The sequence below is a fragment of the Ancylobacter sp. VNQ12 genome, assembly GCF_049445835.1.
Classification (GTDB): domain Bacteria; phylum Pseudomonadota; class Alphaproteobacteria; order Rhizobiales; family Xanthobacteraceae; genus Ancylobacter.
Genome location: NZ_JBMSDU010000002.1, coordinates 300,230 through 318,422, shown reverse-complemented (window position 1 = coordinate 318,422; position 18,193 = coordinate 300,230). Strand labels below are relative to the sequence as shown.

At 68.2% G+C, this 18,193-nt stretch carries 22 protein-coding genes; 13 read left to right on the top strand and 9 right to left on the bottom strand.

The window, feature by feature from the left end; translation table 11 throughout:
- Nucleotides 1-162: 162 nt before the first annotated feature.
- The 10 genes from ACO2RV_RS05145 (at nt 163) to ACO2RV_RS05100 (ending at nt 9,174) form a co-directional block, all read left to right on the top strand.
- Nucleotides 163-549 carry a VOC family protein gene (locus ACO2RV_RS05145; protein ID WP_423290500.1) on the top strand — a complete coding sequence of 129 codons (387 nt, stop codon included), beginning with the start codon at nt 163-165 and terminating at the stop codon, nt 547-549.
- 169 nt (nt 550-718) lie between these two features.
- On the top strand, nt 719-1,645 hold the full coding sequence (locus tag ACO2RV_RS05140) for a sugar phosphate isomerase/epimerase family protein (RefSeq protein ID WP_423290498.1): 927 nt from the start codon (nt 719-721) through the stop codon (nt 1,643-1,645).
- Nucleotides 1,646-1,861: 216 nt separating this feature from the next.
- Entirely contained in the window at nt 1,862-3,757 is a 1,896-nt protein-coding gene (gene dnaK, locus ACO2RV_RS05135; protein ID WP_423290496.1) for a molecular chaperone DnaK, read from the top strand.
- 201 nt (nt 3,758-3,958) lie between these two features.
- Nucleotides 3,959-5,104: a molecular chaperone DnaJ gene (gene dnaJ, locus ACO2RV_RS05130; protein ID WP_423290494.1), complete on the top strand. Its 1,146-nt coding sequence runs from the start codon at nt 3,959-3,961 to the stop codon at nt 5,102-5,104.
- 269 nt (nt 5,105-5,373) lie between these two features.
- Entirely contained in the window at nt 5,374-6,021 is a 648-nt protein-coding gene (locus tag ACO2RV_RS05125; protein ID WP_423290492.1) for a class I SAM-dependent methyltransferase, read from the top strand.
- 100 nt (nt 6,022-6,121) lie between these two features.
- Nucleotides 6,122-6,703 carry an NADPH-dependent FMN reductase gene (locus ACO2RV_RS05120; RefSeq protein WP_423290490.1) on the top strand — a complete coding sequence of 194 codons (582 nt, stop codon included), beginning with the start codon at nt 6,122-6,124 and terminating at the stop codon, nt 6,701-6,703.
- A gap of 21 nt (nt 6,704-6,724) precedes the next feature.
- Complete coding sequence (pyrF, locus tag ACO2RV_RS05115; protein WP_423290488.1) at nt 6,725-7,441, top strand: orotidine-5'-phosphate decarboxylase; 717 nt, start codon at nt 6,725-6,727, stop codon at nt 7,439-7,441.
- A 41-nt stretch (nt 7,442-7,482) separates the two neighbouring features.
- Nucleotides 7,483-8,103 carry a DUF1330 domain-containing protein gene (locus tag ACO2RV_RS05110; RefSeq protein WP_423290486.1) on the top strand — a complete coding sequence of 207 codons (621 nt, stop codon included), beginning with the start codon at nt 7,483-7,485 and terminating at the stop codon, nt 8,101-8,103.
- A 236-nt stretch (nt 8,104-8,339) separates the two neighbouring features.
- A complete protein-coding gene (gene rpsU, locus ACO2RV_RS05105; RefSeq protein WP_423290484.1) occupies nt 8,340-8,579 on the top strand; it encodes a 30S ribosomal protein S21 in 240 nt (79 codons plus the stop codon).
- 121 nt (nt 8,580-8,700) lie between these two features.
- Nucleotides 8,701-9,174 (top strand): GNAT family N-acetyltransferase, encoded by a 474-nt coding sequence (locus ACO2RV_RS05100; protein ID WP_423290482.1) that lies wholly within the window; start codon nt 8,701-8,703, stop codon nt 9,172-9,174.
- 3 nt (nt 9,175-9,177) lie between these two features.
- Here the strand turns inward: ACO2RV_RS05100 and ACO2RV_RS05095 are convergent, their stop codons facing one another.
- The 3 genes from ACO2RV_RS05095 to ACO2RV_RS05085 all read right to left on the bottom strand — a co-directional run bounded on the left by ACO2RV_RS05095 (nt 9,178) and on the right by ACO2RV_RS05085 (nt 10,483).
- Nucleotides 9,178-9,450: a hypothetical protein gene (locus tag ACO2RV_RS05095; protein ID WP_423290480.1), complete on the bottom strand. Its 273-nt coding sequence runs from the start codon at nt 9,448-9,450 to the stop codon at nt 9,178-9,180.
- 142 nt (nt 9,451-9,592) lie between these two features.
- Nucleotides 9,593-9,991, bottom strand: coding sequence for a TIGR02301 family protein (locus tag ACO2RV_RS05090; protein ID WP_423290478.1), 399 nt, complete (start codon nt 9,989-9,991; stop codon nt 9,593-9,595).
- Between the two features lie 42 nt (nt 9,992-10,033).
- Nucleotides 10,034-10,483: an NUDIX hydrolase gene (locus tag ACO2RV_RS05085; protein WP_423290476.1), complete on the bottom strand. Its 450-nt coding sequence runs from the start codon at nt 10,481-10,483 to the stop codon at nt 10,034-10,036.
- A gap of 126 nt (nt 10,484-10,609) precedes the next feature.
- Between ACO2RV_RS05085 and ACO2RV_RS05080 the strand changes: the two genes are divergently transcribed.
- Nucleotides 10,610-10,900 (top strand): hypothetical protein, encoded by a 291-nt coding sequence (locus ACO2RV_RS05080; protein ID WP_423290474.1) that lies wholly within the window; start codon nt 10,610-10,612, stop codon nt 10,898-10,900.
- A 4-nt stretch (nt 10,901-10,904) separates the two neighbouring features.
- Here the strand turns inward: ACO2RV_RS05080 and dapE are convergent, their stop codons facing one another.
- The 4 genes from dapE to argB all read right to left on the bottom strand — a co-directional run bounded on the left by dapE (nt 10,905) and on the right by argB (nt 14,847).
- Nucleotides 10,905-12,098, bottom strand: coding sequence for a succinyl-diaminopimelate desuccinylase (gene dapE, locus ACO2RV_RS05075; protein ID WP_423290472.1), 1,194 nt, complete (start codon nt 12,096-12,098; stop codon nt 10,905-10,907).
- 17 nt (nt 12,099-12,115) lie between these two features.
- Nucleotides 12,116-12,958, bottom strand: a complete 843-nt coding sequence (gene dapD, locus ACO2RV_RS05070; protein WP_423290470.1) for a 2,3,4,5-tetrahydropyridine-2,6-dicarboxylate N-succinyltransferase — start codon at nt 12,956-12,958, stop codon at nt 12,116-12,118.
- Nucleotides 12,959-13,030: 72 nt separating this feature from the next.
- On the bottom strand, nt 13,031-13,741 hold the full coding sequence (locus ACO2RV_RS05065; protein WP_423290468.1) for a pyrimidine 5'-nucleotidase: 711 nt from the start codon (nt 13,739-13,741) through the stop codon (nt 13,031-13,033).
- 212 nt (nt 13,742-13,953) lie between these two features.
- The gene (argB, locus tag ACO2RV_RS05060; protein ID WP_423290466.1) at nt 13,954-14,847 is read right to left on the bottom strand and encodes an acetylglutamate kinase; all 894 of its coding nucleotides are present in this window, start codon (nt 14,845-14,847) and stop codon (nt 13,954-13,956) included.
- A gap of 159 nt (nt 14,848-15,006) precedes the next feature.
- Here argB and ACO2RV_RS05055 point away from each other — a divergent pair, with 159 nt between their 5' ends.
- The gene (locus tag ACO2RV_RS05055) at nt 15,007-16,473 is read left to right on the top strand and encodes an MATE family efflux transporter (protein WP_423290464.1); all 1,467 of its coding nucleotides are present in this window, start codon (nt 15,007-15,009) and stop codon (nt 16,471-16,473) included.
- Here ACO2RV_RS05055 and ACO2RV_RS05050 read toward each other — a convergent pair.
- Together ACO2RV_RS05050 and ACO2RV_RS05045 are read right to left on the bottom strand one after the other, a co-directional pair.
- Nucleotides 16,465-16,995 carry a chromate transporter gene (locus ACO2RV_RS05050; RefSeq protein WP_423290462.1) on the bottom strand — a complete coding sequence of 177 codons (531 nt, stop codon included), beginning with the start codon at nt 16,993-16,995 and terminating at the stop codon, nt 16,465-16,467. The two genes, ACO2RV_RS05055 and ACO2RV_RS05050, sit on opposite strands and share 9 nt — an antisense overlap.
- The gene (locus tag ACO2RV_RS05045) at nt 16,992-17,579 is read right to left on the bottom strand and encodes a chromate transporter (protein ID WP_423290460.1); all 588 of its coding nucleotides are present in this window, start codon (nt 17,577-17,579) and stop codon (nt 16,992-16,994) included. The genes ACO2RV_RS05050 and ACO2RV_RS05045 overlap by 4 nt, the downstream gene beginning before the upstream one ends.
- A 133-nt stretch (nt 17,580-17,712) precedes the next feature.
- On the opposite strand from ACO2RV_RS05045, the gene ACO2RV_RS05040 reads away from it, so the two are divergent.
- Entirely contained in the window at nt 17,713-18,192 is a 480-nt protein-coding gene (locus tag ACO2RV_RS05040) for an MmcB family DNA repair protein (protein WP_423290458.1), read from the top strand.
- Nucleotide 18,193: the final 1 nt, after the last annotated feature.

Below are 18,193 nucleotides of genomic sequence, written 5' to 3'. Positions count from 1 at the left end.
CAGAGGGCGTCGCCTGAAGGACCGATCTAGAAGGGTTCACGCCTCATCGCAAGCCATCACGGCGTCAACATGGCACTGTGTGCGGCCCCTGCGCAGGGCGGTGTCCGCCGTTTTTTCGCGGTAGCGTATCCAGAGGGTTAACAAGGGCCAAGGGAGGCGTTCATGGCTGGCGAGCCGGCACATGGTATCTTCGTATGGAATGAGTTGAACAGCCACGATCCGGAGGCGGCGAAGGCCTTCTACGCGGCGACGCTGGGCTGGCAGTTCGAGCCCATGCCGATAGAGGGCGAGCCCGACTACTGTGTGATCAGGCTTGGCGACCAGCGCGTCGGCGGCGTCTTCGAACTGGCCGGGCCGGCATTCGCCGACATACCCGATCACTGGTTCTCCTACATCGCGGTGGATGACGTTGACGCGCGCCTCGTCGAAGTTGCCCGCGCCGGTGGCCGGGCGCTGCGGCCGCCCTTCGATGTGCCGGGCGTCGGGCGCATCGCCATCGTGCAGGACCCGCAAGGCGCGGTGAGCGGCTGGATCAGCCCGTGCAGGTGACGGCGCGGCGGTAATCTGACGTTAGGGGATTAGGCCGATCGGACATTTGCGTGTCATGTTGGCGGCGCAGGAGCGTCGCCAATGCGGCGCCCACACTCATGCATGCGCCGCCGATGCCGGCGCGTGCCGCTTCGCTGTTCACCGCGAACCGTCAAGGAAACACGATACGATGCAGATGCACATCCCGGTCTCCCCTATCCGCGCCGTCGGCTATTCCATCCGCGAAGGCAGTCCCGAGTTCGATGATCTCGGCGCCAGTCTCGACGAGGCGGAGGCGCTCGGCGTCGATGTGGTGGAGCTGCCGGTTTATGCATGGCATCTCATGGTCGAAGGGCGACTGCTGGCGAACCGGGTGAAGGATCTCCAGCGCGCGCTCACCGGCCGCAAGCTCGGCTACACCGTGCACGGCACGCTCGCCATCAACCTGATGGACATCCCCGAGCGCCTCGCCCGCCACGAGAAGCTGCTGGCCGCCAATATCGAGCTCACCGCCGCGCTCGGCGCGCAGCACCTCGTCATGCACACCGGTGTGGTGCGCGCGCCCGACGACGATGTCGAGGTGGCCTATTCGCGCCAGCGCGACGCGCTGGACCGTGCCGGCGACCATGCCGCCTCGCTCGGCGTCACGCTCTGCGTCGAGAACATCTTCCGCTATGGCGGCGCGCGCGAGACGGCGACGCCATCCAAGCTGGCGGGGGAACTCGCCGCTATCGACCACGCGGCGGTCAAGGCGACGCTCGACGTCAGCCATGCTTTCATCCGCTGCACCGATGCGCGCATCGACCCGATCGCCGAGATTGCGGCGCTGGCGCCCCATGTCGCGCATTTCCACCTGCACGATTCCTTCGGCCGTCCGAGCGAATTGTGGACCTATCATCCCGCCGAGGCGGTAGCGCTGGGCGAGGGTGACCTGCACCTGCCGATCGGCTGGGGCGGCATCGACTGGGACGCCGTGGTCGGGGCGGTGCAGCCGCGCGAGGGCGCCATCGCCATCATGGAACTGGAACCGCGCCACTGGCGCGAGCTGGACGACCAGATCCCGGTGCTGAAGGCGCTTGCCGCCCGCTTCCGCGCGTTCGGCACCATCCCCGCCTGAACGGACGGCACGCATTGCGCGCAGGCGCTTGATTTTCACCCGACGCACCTTCTTGCGGCGGAAACGGCAGCCCCCTATATCGGCCACGAACGGCGCGGATAGCGTCGTACCCTATTGTTTGGGGGCCGATCCGGGGGGACGGCGAGGCGCGAGCCCGCTCCATCCCTCTCCGGGTGCTTCACGAAGGCCCGGCCGGCCTGCCAGAAGGAGAGCAATATGTCTAAAGTTATCGGCATCGACCTCGGCACGACCAACAGCTGCGTCGCGGTCATGGAAGGCACCACGCCGAAGGTGATCGAGAACGCGGAAGGTGCGCGCACCACGCCCTCCATCGTCGCCTTCACCGAAGATGGCGAGCGCCTCGTCGGCCAGCCGGCCAAGCGCCAGGCGGTGACGAACCCCGAGCGCACCTTCTTCGCGGTGAAGCGCCTGATCGGCCGCCGCTACGACGATCCGACCGTGGCCAAGGACAAGGGGCTGGTGCCCTACCAGATCGTGCGCGCCGACAATGGCGACGCCTGGGTCGAGGCCGACGGCAAGAAGTATTCGCCCTCGCAGATCTCCGCCTTCACGCTGCAGAAGATGAAGGAGACCGCGGAGTCGTATCTCGGCGCGAAGGTGACGCAGGCCGTCATCACCGTTCCGGCCTATTTCAACGACGCCCAGCGCCAGGCCACCAAGGACGCCGGCAAGATCGCCGGCCTCGAAGTGCTGCGCATCATCAACGAGCCGACGGCGGCGGCGCTCGCCTACGGCCTCGACAAGAAGCAGGCCGGCACCATCGCGGTCTATGACCTCGGCGGCGGCACCTTCGACGTGTCGGTGCTGGAGATCGGCGACGGCGTGTTCGAGGTGAAGTCCACCAATGGCGACACCTTCCTCGGCGGCGAGGATTTCGACATGCGCCTCGTCGGCTATCTCGCCGACGAGTTCAAGAAGGAGCAGGGCATCGACCTGCGCAACGACAAGCTCGCCCTTCAGCGCCTGAAGGAAGCGGCCGAGAAGGCCAAGATCGAGCTGTCCTCCGCGACGCAGACCGAGATCAACCTGCCCTTCATCACCGCCGATGCCACTGGCCCGAAGCATCTCACGCTGAAGCTCACCCGCGCCAAGTTCGAGGCGCTGGTCGATGACCTCATCCAGCGCACCGTCGAGCCGTGCAAGAAGGCGCTCAAGGATGCCGGCCTGACCGCCGGGCAGATCGACGAGGTCGTGCTCGTCGGCGGCATGACCCGGATGCCCAAGGTGCAGGAAGTGGTGAAGCAGTTCTTCGGCAAGGAGCCCCACAAGGGCGTCAACCCGGATGAAGTGGTCGCCATCGGCGCCGCCATCCAGGCCGGCGTGCTCCAGGGCGACGTGAAGGACGTGCTGCTGCTCGACGTGACCCCGCTTTCGCTCGGCATCGAGACGCTGGGCGGCGTGTTCACGCGCCTGATCGACCGCAACACCACCATCCCGACCAAGAAGAGCCAGACCTTCTCCACCGCCGAGGACGGCCAGACCGCGGTCACCATCCGCGTGTTCCAGGGCGAGCGCGAAATGGCGGCGGACAACAAGATCCTCGGCCAGTTCGACCTCGTGGGCATTCCTCCGGCGCCGCGTGGCGTGCCGCAGATCGAGGTCGCCTTCGATATCGACGCCAATGGCCTGGTCAACGTGTCGGCCAAGGACAAGGGCACCGGCAAGGAGCAGCAGATCCGCATCCAGGCTTCGGGCGGCCTGTCCGAGACCGACATCGACAAGATGGTGAAGGATGCCGAGGCGCATGCCGAGGAGGACAAGAAGCGTCGTGCGGCGGTGGAAGCAAAGAACCACGCCGAGGCGCTGATCCACTCGACCGAGAAGGCGCTCTCCGAGCACGGCGACAAGGTCGGCGCGCCGGAGAAGGCGGCGATCGAGACCGCGCTCGCCGAGCTGAAGTCCGCGATCGAGGGTGATGACGCCGAGGCGATCACCACCAAGACCAACACGCTGGCGCAGGCCAGCCTGAAGCTCGGCGAGGCGATGTACGCCGCGCAGCAGGGCGAGGGCGATGCCGGCTCCGCGCCGAAGGACGATGTGGTCGACGCGGAGTTCACCGAGGTCGACGACGACAAGAAGAAGTCGGCCTGATCGGCTCGACGATTTCGCGCCGCCCCCGGGATCCGTTCCGGGGGCGGAGTTCTGTCTGGCAGTAGTGGGCTGCGGGCCTCGCCGTGCCGTTCACGGCAGGAATCCTGCATGCTGCCGCTGCCGTGGGCCGTGCGCGTCTCGATGTGAGGCGCCGTCCGGGTCCAACCGTGCGACGGTCCATCCGCCCAGGCCTCTCTGCTCATGTCCAAGACCGACTATTACGAACTCCTCGAAGTCACCAAGACCTGCAGCGACGGCGAGCTGAAGAGCTCCTATCGCAAGCTGGCCATGAAGTGGCACCCCGACAAGAACCCCGGCAATGCCGAGGCGGAAGCGCGCTTCAAGGAGATCAGCGAGGCCTACGACATCCTCAAGGACCCGCAGCGGCGCGCGGCCTATGACCGTTTCGGCCATGCGGCCTTCGATGGCGGCATGGGCGGGGGCGGCGCGGGGGCGGGCTTCGGCAACGACTTCGCGTCGACCTTCTCCGACATCTTCGACGACCTGTTCGGCATGGGCGGCCAGCGGCGCGGCGGCGGCGGTGGCCGCGGCGGGCGCGAGCGCGGGGCGGACCTGCGTTACAACATGGACATCACGCTGGAGGAGGCGTTCTCCGGCAAGGCGGCGACCGTGCGCCTGCCGACCTCCATCGTCTGCGAAACCTGCTCGGGCACCGGTGCCAAGGCCGGCACCCAGCCGACCAGCTGCCGCACCTGCTCCGGGTCGGGGCGCATCCGCCAGGCGCAGGGTTTCTTCACGCTGGAGCGTACCTGCCCGACCTGCCAGGGCCGCGGCCAGGTGATCGAGGATCCCTGCCCGGCCTGCGCCGGCGCCGGCCGCACCACCCGCGAGCGCACGCTGGAAGTCGCCATTCCCGCCGGTGTCGAGGACGGCACGCGCATCCGCCTCGCCAATGAGGGCGAAGCCGGGGTGCGCGGCGGCCCGCCGGGCGACCTCTACATCTTCCTGTCGCTCGCCCCGCACGAGTTCTTCCAGCGCGACGGCGCCGACCTGTTCTGCCGCGCGCCGATTTCCATGGTCACGGCCGCGCTCGGCGGTACCTTCGAGGTGCCGACCATCGACGGCGACACCACCAAGGTGAAAGTCCCCGAGGGGTCGCAGTCGGGCAAGCGCTTCCGCCTCGCCGGCAAGGGCATGCCGGTGCTGCGCACCCGCAACCGCGGCGACATGTATGTGCAGGTCGTTGTCGAGACCCCGCAGAACCTGACGCGCCGGCAACGTGAACTTCTCGCCGAATTCGATGCGGAATGTTCAAAGGAGACGCATCCCGAATCCAGCGGCTTCTTCGCCAAGGTGCGGGATTTCTTCGCCGGCGACGCCGAATAGGTTCATGCGCGCGTAATCGGGGCGTCATCAGGGGGGCTTAACATGTTTCGATAAGCCCTCTAGAGTGCGATCCGGGCGGCTGGAAACAGCAACTGTTTCAATCCGTTCGGTGCATTGTGCTCTAATATTTAAAGAGAGACGGATTCATCGTTCACCTTGAAACGCAGGGGCGATTCGAGGTGAACGGATTTGGCTCTAAGCTTCGTCTGGCCTGATCCGCACCGCTCCCCTCGCGGCCGACCTACCCGGCTTATCGGAACATTCGTGGCATGCTCCAACGCTCCCTCTCCCGTGCTTCCAAGGCGTTCGCTTCGAAATCCTGCCACAGCGACGGCAAGGCCCGTCCTGACGAAGTTCGCTTCCTCCAGTCCTGGCTGCAAAACCCGCTGCGTACCGGAGCGGTCTCGCCCTCGGGGCGCGCTTTGGCCCGGACCATGGCGAATTACGTGGATCCGAACCAGGACGGGCCGGTCATCGAGCTTGGGCCCGGCACCGGGCCGGTGACGGCGGCGCTGCTCAAGCGCGGCATCGCTGAGGAGCGGCTGGTGCTGATCGAGTACAATCCGGAATTCTGCAACCTGCTCAAGGCCCGCTTTCCGCGCGCCACCGTCATTCGCGGCGATGCCTATGCGATGAAGGCGACGCTGGACGGCCTGGTCGACCTGCCGGCGACCGCGGTGGTGTCGAGCCTGCCGCTGTTCACCCGGCCGGTCGAGGAGCGCAACGGGCTGCTCGACCAGGCATTCGAGCTGTCGCGCCCACGCGCGCCCTTCATCCAGTTCACCTATGCGGTGGTCTCGCCCATGCCGCTGCAACCGGCGCGCTTCGAGGCCCATGTCAGCCCGCGCGTCTGGGCCAATCTGCCGCCGGCCCGCGTCTGGGTCTATCGCTCGCGCGAACAGCGCGCCGCCGCCTGATCGTCGCAGCCGGCAGGCGCCGCATCTGGCGCCGCGCGCCCGGCGGCCTAGATAGGGGACATAACCGGGCCGCGTGGCTCGCCTTGCAGCGGAGAGCGGAATGCGCGCGCCAAGAATCCTCACCTTCGCCGGGTCGATCCGGACCGGCTCCTACTCCGCAGCCTATGCCGCGCTGGCGGCCAGGGAGCTCTCGCTGCTCGCCTGCGAGCCGGTGCTGATTTCGCTGGCCGACTATCCTCTGCCGATCTACGACGCCGACCTTGAGGCGTCCGACGGCGTGCCGGTGCCGGCGCAGCATCTGCGCGACCAGTTGGTGATGGCCGATGGCGTGTTCATCGTCACCCCGGAATACAATGCCGGCGTGCCGCCGCTCCTGAAGAACGCCATCGACTGGGCGAGCCGCGCGAAAGGCGAGGGCGACCCCTTCAAGAAGCCGGTCTTCGCCATCGGCTCGACCTCGCCGGGCGCGCTCGGCGGCTACCGCGCCTCGATGATGCTGCGCCAGGTGCTGGCGCTCGGTCTCGGTGCGCTGGTGCTGGCGGAGCAGGCGATGCTGGCGGGCGCGGCCGGCGCCTTCGCCGAGAATGGCGATCTGAAGGATGAACGCGCGCAGCAGAGGTTGCGTGCGCTGCTCTCTACGCTTATCGAGCAGGCGGCGCTCAGGGCAGGTCTGCGCGCCTGAATGCCGCGGAGAGCCTCGCCGATGAGTGTGCCGATACCCGACCCGAAGGACAGGCTCATCGTGGCGCTCGACCTTCCGTCGGTCGGCGCGGCCGAGAGCCTGGTGGCGCGCCTCGGCGACTCCGTCACCTTCTACAAGATCGGCTATGAGCTCGGCTTCGCCGGCGGTCTCGGCTTCGCCCGCGAGCTGATCGCCGCGCGCAAGAAGGTGTTCATCGACTTCAAGCTGCACGACATCGGCAACACCGTGGCGCGCGGCGTCGCCAGCCTCGCCGCGCTCGGCGCCAGCTTCGCCACCGTGCACGCCTATCCCCAGACCATGCGCGCGGCGATGGAAGGCAAGGGCGCCAGCCCGCTGCGCATCCTCGCCGTCACCGTGCTCACCTCCTATGACGAGACGGACCTCGTCGAGGCGGGCTATGCCGCCAGCGTCAGCGAGACCGTAGCGCGCCGTGTCGCGCAGGCGCGCGAGATCGGCATAGACGGCATCGTTTGCGCGCCAACCGATGCCCAGAGCGTGCGCGCCGCGCTCGGCCCCAGGGGCGCCATCGTCACGCCCGGCGTGCGCCCGGACGGCGCCGCCACCGGCGACCAGAAGCGCGTCGCCACGCCCTTCGCCGCCATCCGCAATGGCGCCGACCATCTCGTGGTCGGCCGCCCGATCGTCGCCTCGCCCGATCCCGCGGCCGCTGCCCGCGCCGTGCAGGCGGAAATCGCCCGCGCGCTCGAGCCGGCCTGAGACGCTCTCGACACGACATTCCCAGCAAGGAGCTAAGAACAATGGCCAAGGGCTACTGGATCAGCCGGCTCGATGTGCACGACACTGAGGGCTACAAGCCCTATCTGCCGGGCGCCGAGGAGGCGATCGCCGCCCATGGCGGGCGCTTCCTGGTGCGCGGCGGTGCCTTCGAGACGCTGGAGGGCACCTCGCGCTCGCGCAATGTCGTGGTCGAGTTTAGGGATTACGACACCGCGCTCGCCTGCTTCCATTCCCCGGTCTATCAGGCCGCCTACAAGCACCGCGTCGCATCGTCCGAGGGCGAGCACCTGATCATCGAGGGCTATGAGGGCGACCAGCCGGCGGCCAAGGTGATCTCCGGTCCGTCCGAGGGTCCCGGCACGGCTTACTGGATCATGCGCATCGACGTGCACGACCTCGAGACCTACAAGTCCTACATCGCCGCCGACGCCATCGCCGTCGAGAAGGCGCAGGGCTGGTTCGTGGTGCGTGGCGGCCGCCACGAGGCGGTGCACGGCACCGCGCGCTCGCGCAACGTGCTGCTCGCCTTCAAGGATTACGAGACCGCCCTCGCCGCCTATCGCTCGCCGGAGTACCAGGCGGCGCTGGCCTTCCGCCTCAAGGCGGCGGTCGCCGAGGTAATCGCCATCCACGGCGCCTGAGTCCCGGCCGCCGGCCGGGGCGCAAAAGCCGAGTCGGTGGAATCGGTTAGCGGGATGCCGGATTTCGACGGCGCTCCCGGCAAGTTCGGCGACAGCCAGTGGACAAGCCGGGAGCGTTCTGCTATGTGCGCACACCTTGATCGCCGTGCCCGTCGCCTCCGCCTTGCGCGCGGCGCCCGCAGCGGTCTGATGAAATTCAACGCAGGCGCGAAAGCGAAGCACGAAGAGGGTTACACGTGCAGGTTCTCGTTCGGGACAATAATGTCGATCAGGCGCTGAAGGCCCTGAAGAAGAAGATGCAGCGCGAAGGCATTTTCCGCGAGATGAAGCTGCGCGGCCATTACGAGAAGCCTTCCGAGAAGCGCGCCCGCGAGGAGGCTGAGGCCGTCCGTCGCGCCCGCAAGCTGGCCCGCAAGCGCGCCCAGCGCGAGGGTCTGCTGCCTTCCAAGCCGAAGCCGGTCATGGGCGCGCGCTGAGGCCTTCGCCTCGCGCGGCCTCATCGAGGCCCGCCGCATCCAGAATACGAAAAAGCGCGGTGACGCAGGTCGCCGCGCTTTCGTCGTTTCGCCGGTGGTCTACCTACCGTAAGGAGCAGCCGTGAAGGCGACCTGCCTCATCTCCGATCTGCGCGAGATGCCCGGCTTCGCGGCGACCGCCGCCGATCGCGTATGGCGTGCTTGGTGGAAGCCGAATGGCGTGCCGCTTGCCGCGCTACGTGCGCGCCTCGACGAGAGCCTTGGGCCGGCGGTGGCGCGCGTTCCCTCCAGCTTTGTCGCCCATCGCGACGGAGCCTTTCTCGGCACGGCGGCATTGATCGCTAGTGACGTGGAGGCGAGGCCGGAGCTGACGCCGTGGGTCGCGGCGCTCTGGGTGGAGGCGGGAGAGAGGGGGCAGGGGATTGGGGCGACACTGGTCGCCCACGCCGCGAAGGCGGCGTTCGCGGCAGGGCACGAACGGGTGTATCTCTGCGCGAGCGCGGCGAACGCGCCCTATTATCTCAAGCTTGGCTGGACCCGGATCGAAGCTGACGTCGACGGGCTCGACATCTTCGTGCTGGAACCCGAAGCCTGAACCTTACTGCCGGTTCTCCGGGACAGTGTATTCGCCCGCGCGGATGCGGCCGGCGAGGCGCTCGGCAAAGCCTGCGGCGGCTTCCTCGCCATAGGTGGCGACCATCGAGCGGATGGCGGTGAACAGCGCCGCTTGGGCAAGGCAGTCTTCGTCGAGACCGTCATAGACCGCCTCGTTCCACGCCTCATCGAGATAGGCGAGCGCGGCATGGCGCTCGTCTTCGCGCGCCTGGTCGGCCTTGCCGTCGATGTCTTGCGTTTCCGGAAGCTGGGACAATCTTGTTCCTCCGCGTGCGAGTGCCGCGCCTGATTCGACCTTAGCACGGCCTCTCGGCCGTTCCGCCTGAGAATTGAAGGACGGTTAATATGGCGTGGCAAAAATGTGACACACGCTGGTATTGCAGCGCATCCTACGCGGTTCAGTTGCTGCCGTAGCGCGCCGCAATGTCGCGGGAGAGCTTGGCGCCGGTCTCCAGATAGCGCTGGCTGGCCAGTTCCGCCGAGGGTGTGCAGCTGCGATAGACCTGCGCGTAGCTTTCATAGCCGCGATTGAACGCCGCCACCAGCCGCCCGCGCCGCGCGTCGGAGGGGGATTCGGCCTCCAGCAGCGCGCCCATCTCGTCGCGCCAGCGCGTGGCTTCCGCCGCGCCGCAGAGCGGGCGGATATAGTGCAGCGCGCCGAGGATTTCCGAGAGCCGCATCAGGTCCGCTTCATAGGGCGGCGGCGCGCCTTCCGTCGCCTGCGCGGCAGCGGGTGCAGGCATGCCGAGCCAGACGAGGCCGAGCAGCAGCAGAGCGAGGGGCGCGGTTGTCTTCATGGCGATGGGATGGCCCCGACGCGCGCGGGCGTCAAGTGCCGGTCAGATGGTCGGCGCCGGATCATCGGCGGCGAGGATGAGGAGTCTGGCTGCGGCGATGATGCCGGCAAGACCCGGTGTGGTCTCTTCCGGCAGCGCGTCGGGATCGAACCAGCCGACCGCGGCGGCCTCCGGCCCGGTGGTCGGCTCGCCGGCCCGCCAGCGCGCGGCATGAGCGACGACCACGAAATGCGCCGTGATCGCGCCGGCCGCGTCGTGCCGGATCACATCGACCGCGCCGGCAACGCCGACGATCTCGCAGGTGACGGCGACCTCCTCCAGCACCTCGCGCGCGGCGGCCTGCGCCAGCGTCTCGCCCGGCTCGACGCGTCCGCCCGGCAGGGTCCACAGTCCGTGGGCGGGCGGCGCGCCGCGCTTGGCCAGCAGCACGCGCCCGTCTTGAAAGACGGCGGCGCTGGTGGCGAGGATGGGGCGCTCGACCGGGCTGGTCATGTACTGTGCTCCGGCAATGACGAATCGCGGCGATGCTAGCCGAACGCCGCCTGCATTGGGCCGCAATCGCGGCAGAAATTCCGCGCCGGCGATGGGGATCGCCCCGCGTGGACCGGAGTGGAGACGATGAACGCAGCCAGTTCGGTTGCGAGGGCGGCGGTTGTGCTGACCCTCGCTTTGTCGTCGCCCGCGCTCGCCGGCAGCGCAAGCAAGGCCACGCCCGCTCCGCCGCCTGCCAATGACGGCGAAGCCAAGCCCGACCCGGTCTGCGCCAGCTATGGCGCCGGCTTCACCCGGCTGGCCGGTTCGTCGACCTGCCTGAAGATCAGCGGTGACTTGCAGGTGGACAGCTATGGCCAGTCTTCTTCCGGCGGGGGCAATCCCGGCGCGCTACAGCCGGCGCTGCGGAGCAAGTGAGGCTTCAGCGGCCGAATTCGGCGAAGTAGCGGGTGATGATGCCGGCATAGACGCGGGTGAGCGCCTGCACCTCGTCGACCGGCGTCGATTCGTCCACCGCATGCATGGTGGTGCCGACAAGGCCGAACTCGACCACCGGGCAATAATCCTTGATGAAGCGGGCATCGGAGGTGCCGCCGGTGGTGGACAATTCCGGCCGGTGCCCGGTGGACTGCTCGATCGAGGCGACCACGAGGTCGACGAAGGCGCCCGGCGCGGTGAGGAAGCTGTCGGAGGAGCGGGACTCGAATTCGGTACTCCAGCGCACCTCGTTGCCGGCCCCCGCCCTCAGCCGGCGCTCGATCTCGGCTTGCAGCGTCGCCGGGGTCCATAAATCATTGAAACGGATATTGAAGCGCGCCCGCGCCTGCGCCGGGATGACATTGAACGCGGGGTTGCCGGTGTCGACCGAGACCACTTCCAGATTCGAGGCCTGGAAATGCGCGTTGCCGCGGTCGAGCGGCTCGGCATTGAGCGCGGCCAGCAGCCTCACCATGCCGGGAATGGGGTTCTCCGCGAGGTGCGGGTAGCCGACATGGCCCTGTTTGCCGTGCACGGTGAGCGTGCAGGAGAGCGAGCCGCGCCGGCCGATCTTCACCATGTCGCCGAGCACGGCGCGCGAGGAAGGCTCGCCCAGCACGCAATGCTCGAGGCGCTCGTCGCGGTCGGCGAGCCAGCGCAGCAGCTTCTCGGTGCCGTTGATCGCCGGGCCTTCCTCGTCGCCGGTAAGGAGGAAGGAGATGGAGCCGGGAAGCTCGGGATGACCGGGGTCGTTGCCATGGGCACGGGCGAAGTCGAGCCCGGCGGCGATGAAGGCGGCCACGCCGCCTTTCATGTCGACCGCGCCGCGGCCATAGATCAGCCCGCCATGGATGGCGCCCTCGAAGGGTGGAAAGCGCCACTGCGCCGCGTCGCCGGGCGGCACCACGTCGGTGTGGCCGGCGAAGCAGAGATTGGGACCCTTGTCGCCGAAGCGGGCATAGAGGTTCTCGATGTCCGGCGTGTCGGGGCTGGTCAGCTTCACCCGGTGGGTGGTGAAGCCGGCGGCGCCGAGCAGGGCGTCGAGATAGGCCAGCGCGCCGCCTTCCTCGGGCGTCACCGAGGGGCAGCGGATCAGGCTGCGCAGGATATCGACCGGGTCGGCTTTCGGCGACGTCATGGCAGCTTCCCTCGGGATCAGTCCCTGAGCAGATCGTTGATCGAGGTCTTCGAGCGGGTCTGTTCATCGACCCGCTTCACGATCACCGCACAATACAGAGACGGGCCAGGCTGGCCGTTGGGCAGCGGCTTGCCGGGCAGCGCGCCGGGCACCACCACCGAATAGGCCGGCACCTCGCCGACGAAGACCTCGCCGGTGGCGCGATCGACGATCTTGGTGGTGGCGGAGATGAACACGCCCATGGAGAGCACCGCGCCCCTGCGGACGATGACGCCTTCCACGACTTCCGAGCGCGCGCCGATGAAGCAGTCATCCTCGATGATGACCGGGCCGGCCTGCAAGGGCTCCAGCACGCCGCCAATGCCGACGCCGCCCGATAGGTGCACGTTCTTGCCGATCTGCGCGCAGGAGCCGACGGTGGCCCAGGTGTCGACCATGGTGCCGGAATCGACGCGTGCGCCGAGATTGACGAAGGACGGCATCAGCACGACGTTCGGCGCGATGAAGGCCGAGCGGCGCACGATGGCGCCGGGCACGGCGCGGAAGCCGGCAGCGCGGAATTCAGCCTCGCCCCAGCCCTCGAACTTGGAGGGCACCTTGTCCCACCAATGGGCGCCGCCGGGGGCGCCGGGAATGGTGGTCATGTCGTTGAGGCGGAAGGAGAGCAGTACCGCCTTTTTGAGCCACTGGTTGACGGTCCAGGTTCCATCCGTGCCGGGCTCGGCGACGCGCGCCTTGCCGGCATCGAGCAAGGCGAGCGCTTCGTTCACCGCGTGGCGCACGGTGCCGCCGGTCTCGAAATTCACCTCGGCCCGGTTCTCGAAGGCCGCCTCGATGGTGCTCTGAAGTTCGCTCGACATGCTCTGGCAGGCTCCTGATGTTCGGCGCGTCTTGTCCGGTCGCCTGCGGGTTCTGTCAACGGCTGAATGAGGTCAGGCCGCCCGCAGCGAATTGAGGAAGGCGGTGAGGTCATCCGTCACCACGTCGATATGGTCGGCGTCCTGGCCCTCATGCTCCCACGCCTCGCGGTCGGAGGGCGGGACGACGAGGCCCGGCGGCACCACCAGCACGGTGCGCATGCCGAGCTCCGCCGGCACTTCCAGATTGCGCGCGAGATCCTCGAACATGGCGGCGCGTAGCGGGTCGACGTCGAAGCGCTTGAGGAAGCCCTTATAGGCGGTCTCGTGCGGCTTGGGATGGAACTCGGCGGCGACGATGTCGTGCACATCGGCGAAATGGCCGGAGATGCCGAGCTTGGCGAGGATCTGCTCGGCATGGCGGCGCGAGCCGTTGGTGTAGACCAGCTTGCGGCCGGGCAGCGCACCGAGCGCTTCGCCGAGTTCCGGCGCAGGGTCGAGCGAGGCGAGATCTATGTCGTGCACATGGGCGAGGAAATCGTCCGGGTCCATGGCGTGCTCGATCATCAGCCCGCGCAGCGAGGTGCCGTATTTGCGGTAATAGCCCTTCTGCAGTGCGAAGGCCTCGTCCAGCGAGAGGCTGAGAAAATCGGCGATGTAGGCCCGCATCTTCTCGTCGATCTGCCGCCAGAGATCGAGCCCCGGCGGGTAGAGCGTGTTGTCGAGGTCGAACACCCAGGTGTCGACATGGGAAAAGTCGGCGGCGGCGCGCGATGAGGTCGGCATGCGCCCATCCATAGCGAAGAGCGGGCGGCGAGGCGAGGCGGGAATTGCTCGCAAGCGGTTCCGAGCCTGGACGCTTCTCAACCTCCCCCCCCGCCGGGAAGAGATCGGCGCGCAGCGCCGGGTGAGGTGCCGGCCGGTGAACAGTCACCGATCGGTCTTCCGCCTCACCCCCACCCTCTCCCCACTGGGGAGAGGGGGCCAGAGGCATGGTCTCAGCGCGTGATCAGCGTGCCGGCGCCGTGGTCGGTCAGGAGCTCCAGCAGCACCGAATGCGGCACCTTGCCGTCGAGGATGACGACCCCCTCGACGCCCTGCTCCAGCGCATAGATGCAGGTTTCCACCTTCGGGATCATGCCGCCCGAGATGGTGCCGTCGGCGATCAGTGCGCGGGCCTGGGAGATGGTGAGCTCCTTGATGAGCTCCTTGTTGCGGTCGAGCACGCCCGGCACATCGGTCAGCAGCAGCAGCCGCTTGGCGCCCAGCGCCCCGGCGATGGCGCCGGCGAAGGTGTCGGCGTTGACGTTGAAGGTGCCGCCATCCTTGCCGGTGGCGACCGGGGCCAGCACCGGGATCAGCTCGCGGCCGAGGATCTGGTCGAGCACGGTGGTGTCGACCGTCTCGGGCTCGCCGACGAAGCCGAGGTCGATCACCTGCTCGATGTTCGAATCCGGGTCGCGCACCGAGCGCGTGACCTTCGAGGCGACGACCATGTTGCCGTCCTTGCCCGAGAGGCCGAGCGCCTTGCCGCCCGCTTCGTTGATGAAGCCGACGAGGGATTTGTTGATCGAGCCGGCGAGCACCATCTCGACGATCTCGACAGTGGCCTTGTCGGTGATGCGCAGGCCGGCGGCGAATTCCGACTTGATGCCGAGCTTGGCCAGCATGGCGCCGATCTGCGGCCCGCCGCCATGCACCACCACCGGGTTCACGCCGGACTGTTCGAGCAGGACGATGTCTTGGGCGAAATCGCGCGCCACCTGCTCGTCGCCCATGGCGTGGCCGCCATATTTCACCACGATGATGGCGTCGTCATAGCGCTGCATGTGCGGCAGCGCCTGAACGAGGACGCGGGCCTTGGCGTGGTCGTCGATTGGTTCGGCGCTCATGGCGGATCCGTCTGGCGGCGAGGTTGAAGGCGAGCCCTTCTAGCCGATTTCCATGAAGTTTCTCAATCACGCTTCGCGTGGTGCGGGCCGTTGCGCAAATGCAGTGTTGCGCCAACCCGCCTATCTGGACAGTGTTGTGGCGTGGCATAACTCCCGCCCATGAGCGCCGCCGACCAGTCTCCCGCCACTGCCCCCCGCCCGATCAGAGCCCGTTTCGTTGAGGGCTCGACGATGCGCCATGTCGCGGTGATGACCGCCACCGGCTCGATCGGCCTCGTCGCGGTGTTCGTCGTCGACCTGCTCAACCTGTTCTACATTTCGCTGCTCGGCGAGGAGGAGCTGGCCGCCGCCATCGGCTATGCCGGGACGGTGATGTTCTTCGTAACCTCGGTTGGGATCGGCGTCATGATCGCCGGCTCCGCCGTGGTCTCGCGCGCCGTGGGCAGCGGCCGGGCGGAAGAAGGGCGGCGGCTCTCCACTTCCTCGCTGGTCTATATGACGCTGCTCACCGCTCTGCTGTCCGGCCTCATGCTGCCGTTCATCACGCCGCTCCTGGCGCTGCTCGGGGCGAGCGGGCGCACGCTGGATCTGGCGAGGGACTTCCTCCTCATCGTGCTGCCCTCGACACCGTTGCTCGGCATCGGCATGGCGACCTCGGGCACGCTGCGCGGGGTCGGTGATGCGCGCCGCTCCATGTGGGTGACGCTGTCGGGTGGGCTCGCCACCGCCGTGCTCGACCCGCTGCTGATCCTCGCGCTCGGCCTCGGCGTCGAGGGCGCGGCCATCGCCTCGGTGCTGGCCCGCATGGTGATGGCGGCGTACGGGCTCTACGCCGTGGTGCGCGTGCATCGGCTGGCGGAGATGCCGAGCGTGACCGGCTTCCTGCGTGATGTCGGCCCGATCTCGGCGATCGCCGTGCCGGCAATCCTCACCAATATCGCCACCCCGGTCGGCAATGCCTACATCACCCATGCGCTGGCGGTACATGGCGACGCGGCGGTGGCGGCGTGGGCGGTGATCGGGCGACTGATCCCCGTCGCCTTCGGGCCGATCTTCGCGCTCACCGGCGCCATCGGCCCGGTGGTCGGGCAGAATGTCGGCGCCCTGCGCTATGACCGCGTGCGGCAGGCGATCCGCGATAGTCTCGTGCTCACGCTTGGCTATGTCACGCTGGTGTGGCTCGCACTGGCGCTGGCGCGCCACGGACTGGCGAGCGCGTTCGGGCTTTCCCCGGAGGGCGAGGCGCTGGTCGAGTTCTTCTGTCTCTACGCGGCGGGAAGCTACATCTTCTTCGGCGCGCTGTTCGTCGCCAATGCCGCCTTCAACAATCTCGGCGCGCCGATCTTCTCCACCGTGTTCAACTGGGGCCGGGCGACGCTCGGCACCATCCCCTTCGTCTGGTTGGGCGGACGCTGGTACGGTGCGGAGGGCGTGATCGCCGGGCAGGCGCTCGGCTCGGTGGCGTTCGGGGTGGCGGCGCTCGCCTGCGCCTTCGCGGTGGTGGCCCGGCTCGATGCCGGCAACCGTCCCCCGCCGGCCGGGACGCCGCTGGCGGGCGCGCAGCTTCCCGCGTTCTCGCGCGGCGAAGATGCCACTGCCATAGAGACCGCGCCGCTGTCAGACTAGGCCGAGCGCGCCGAGGACCGCGCCCAGCGCCATCATCCAGAGCGGGCTGATGCGGGTCGCGTACAGGACCGCCGCCGTTGCCGCCGTGAGCAGGGCCGTGGACGGCGAGCGCGCCGCGCCCATGGCCAGCACGACGCCCGAGGCGGCGATGAGGCCGACGGCGAGGGGAATGAGCGCGCCCTGCACGATGCGGCGCCAGCGCGCCTCGCGGAAGCGATGCCAGATGCCTCCGATCACATAGGCCAGGATGCAGGTTGGCCCGCACATGGCCAGCGTCGCCGCCAGCGCCCCCCAGAAGCCGGCGACATGCCAGCCGATCAGCGTCACCACCAGCATGTTGGGGCCGGGCGCGGACTGCGCGATCGCGTAGGTCTGCGCGAACTGCGCGTCGGTCATCCACCCCTCGATGTCGACGACCTGGCGGTGCATCTCCGGCAGCACCGCATTCGCGCCGCCAATGGCCAGCAGCGAGAGCAGCAGGAAGTGCAGGATCAGCGGGGTGATCGGGCTGTCGTCCCTCATCGCCGGTGCGCCCACCAGGAGAGCGCCAGCGCGAGCGGCACCAGAGTCGCCATGACCAGCAGCATCGGCATGCGCAGCAGCGCCATGGCGGCGAAGGCGGCGAGGGCAATGAAGATGGTGTGCGGGCGTGGCCGCCGCCACAGCGGCTCAGCCATGCGCGCGGCCATGGCGATGACCATGCCTGCGGCGGCGGCGGCGAGCCCGGCCAGCATGTCCGACACGGCAGTGATGTCGGCGTAGCGGGTGAAGACGGTGCTCGCCGTCACAACGACGCCGGCCGGCACCAGAGTGAGGCCGAGAAACGCCGCCACTGAGCCCAGCGGGCCCTGGAAGCGGCCGCCCACCACGACGGCGAGGTTGACGATGTTCGGCCCCGGCAGGAACTGCGCCAGCCCCATCAGCTCGGTGAACTCGTCCGCGCTGATCCAGCGATACCGCTCGACCAGCGCACGGCGGGCGATGGGCAGCACGCCACCGAACGCCACAACCGCGACCGACAGGAATCCTAGGAAAAGCTGTACCAGCCCGGGCGGCGGGCTGAGGGGTTGATCTGTGGCAAGGGGCGCGGGGGGTGGCGCGGGCATGGGGAGACCATGGCGTCGAATGCGGCAGGTCTTCTGCCTATAGACGAGTCGCGACCGCGCGATAAGGCCCGCCTCGTGCCGGCGGCGGCACGCGGCACTTCCGTCGCCGGATGAGAACGGATAGAGTACGTCCATGCCCCCGGCCGCTCTCGTCATGCCCCTCGACGGACGCCAGTCCGAGACCGCCCGCGCCATCCAGCGCGGCGCGCTGCGCTATCTCGCGGCGCGTGGGCTGATGGGTGTGGCGGAATTCTCGCTGGCCTCCGGCCGGCGCGCCGACATCGCCGCGATCGATGCGCGCGGCGAGGTGTGGGTGATCGAGATCAAGTCCTCGGTCATCGATTTCCGCACCGACCGCAAATGGACCGACTACCGGCTGCATTGCGACCGGCTGTTCTTCGCCGTCGGCGCGGATTTCCCGCTGGACATCCTGCCCGAGGATGCCGGCGTGCTTGTAGCTGATCAGTTCGGAGCCGGAATGATCCGCGAGGCGCCGCACCATCCGATGCCGGGCGCGACCCGCAAGGCACTCACCCTGCGCCTCGCCCGCACCGCCGCCAGCCGGCTGATGGGGCTGATGGACCCCGAAGCGCTGCGCGGCATCGAGCTTTAGA